Source organism: Nocardia sp. NPDC004722 (assembly GCF_053601505.1).
In genome coordinates this window covers 1-1,200 of record NZ_JBSGBY010001095.1, presented here as the reverse complement: position 1 = coordinate 1,200, position 1,200 = coordinate 1, and the positions used below count along the sequence as shown (strand labels likewise).

Below are 1,200 nucleotides of genomic sequence, written 5' to 3'. Positions count from 1 at the left end.
CGGCGAGGGTCGCGCTCAGGCCGTATCCCTGCTGGCTGGTGCTGCCCGGCGGCTTGTCACCGCTCTGTTCCTTGGCCTGGTAGTGCTCGCTGAGCTGACGGATGGCCAGGATCTGCGCGTCCGGCGCGACACCGACCAACCCGTCGTCGGGGCTGGGTTTGGCGGCGATGATGCCCGCGACCACGGTTCCGTGCCCGTCGCAATCCTCGGTGCCGTCACTGGTGGAGACGTAGTCACCACCGGGCTGCACATCGATGCGCGGATTCCGGCTGACGCCGGTGTCGATGACCGCGATCGTCTGGCCCGCACCGCGATTCGTGGGGCCCGGGTTGGCCTGCCAGGCAGCGGGCAGATCGAGCACCTTCTGCGAGACCGGCTCGTCACGCGGGACGCCGCCCGGCCGGAGGTAGAACTCGCTGCCGCACTCGACCTTCAACTCGGTGACCGAGAGCGGTGCGGGCTTGTCCGCCTGGCCCAACGTGTCGCCGGGTACCGAATCCGCGGGTGACGGCGGCGTGACGGCGGTGGCCGTCTGTCCGGCCCCGGCCGTGGTCTGCGGTCCCAGCAGCGCACCGCCGAGAACCGCCGCCGCACACAGTATTCGCGCCCAGTTTCCAGGACGCCGGCTCATATGTTCCGAGCCGTCGAGTAGACGTCCATCATCCACAGCACCAACGGGACGATCGACACGATCAAGCCGTATTCGAAGATCTCGTTGAAGCGTCGCTGGATCGGGGTGACCTCGACGTGCGGGCCGATGATGCCGAATCCGATGGCCCCCACCGCGAATGCCAGCAGCAGGCCCGCCGAGACCAGCAGCATGCCGTCGTCGTTCAACGCGAGCAACACCGCCAAGCCGATGAAAGTGACGCAGCCGCTGGCGATCAGCGTGGCCGCCTGGGTTAGGTCGGCGAACGAACGACCGCGCAGGCACAGGATGATCGAGATGACGACCGCCAGCGTGATGCCCTGCCAGCGCGCGGAGCCCAGCGGATCGGCCGAGCCGAGCGCACCGGCGACCGCGCCGATCGCGCTGCCGACCACGATGCCGGTCTGGAACTGATTGGCCGTGCGGGCGCGCTGCCCGAGACCGTGCGCGGACGGCAGCACGGTCGCGCCGATCGCGCCGATGCCCTCGATGGTGGGCCGGGGTTCGTGCCCGCACCCGGGTCACGGCGTCGCCGATATCGCGGACCCGGC

Annotated in this window: 2 protein-coding genes; both read right to left on the bottom strand. The window is 69.7% G+C overall.

All coding sequences use genetic code 11. The features are described from left to right. A partial coding sequence (locus ACWELQ_RS45995) for a S8 family serine peptidase (protein WP_452403243.1) occupies nucleotides 1-631 on the bottom strand: 631 nt, incomplete at its 3' end. Beyond that, nucleotides 628-1,110 (bottom strand): type VII secretion integral membrane protein EccD, encoded by a 483-nt coding sequence (gene eccD / locus ACWELQ_RS45990; protein WP_452403242.1) that lies wholly within the window; start codon nucleotides 1,108-1,110, stop codon nucleotides 628-630. The genes ACWELQ_RS45995 and eccD, both read right to left, overlap by 4 nt. Between the last annotated feature and the right edge of the window lie 90 nt (nucleotides 1,111-1,200).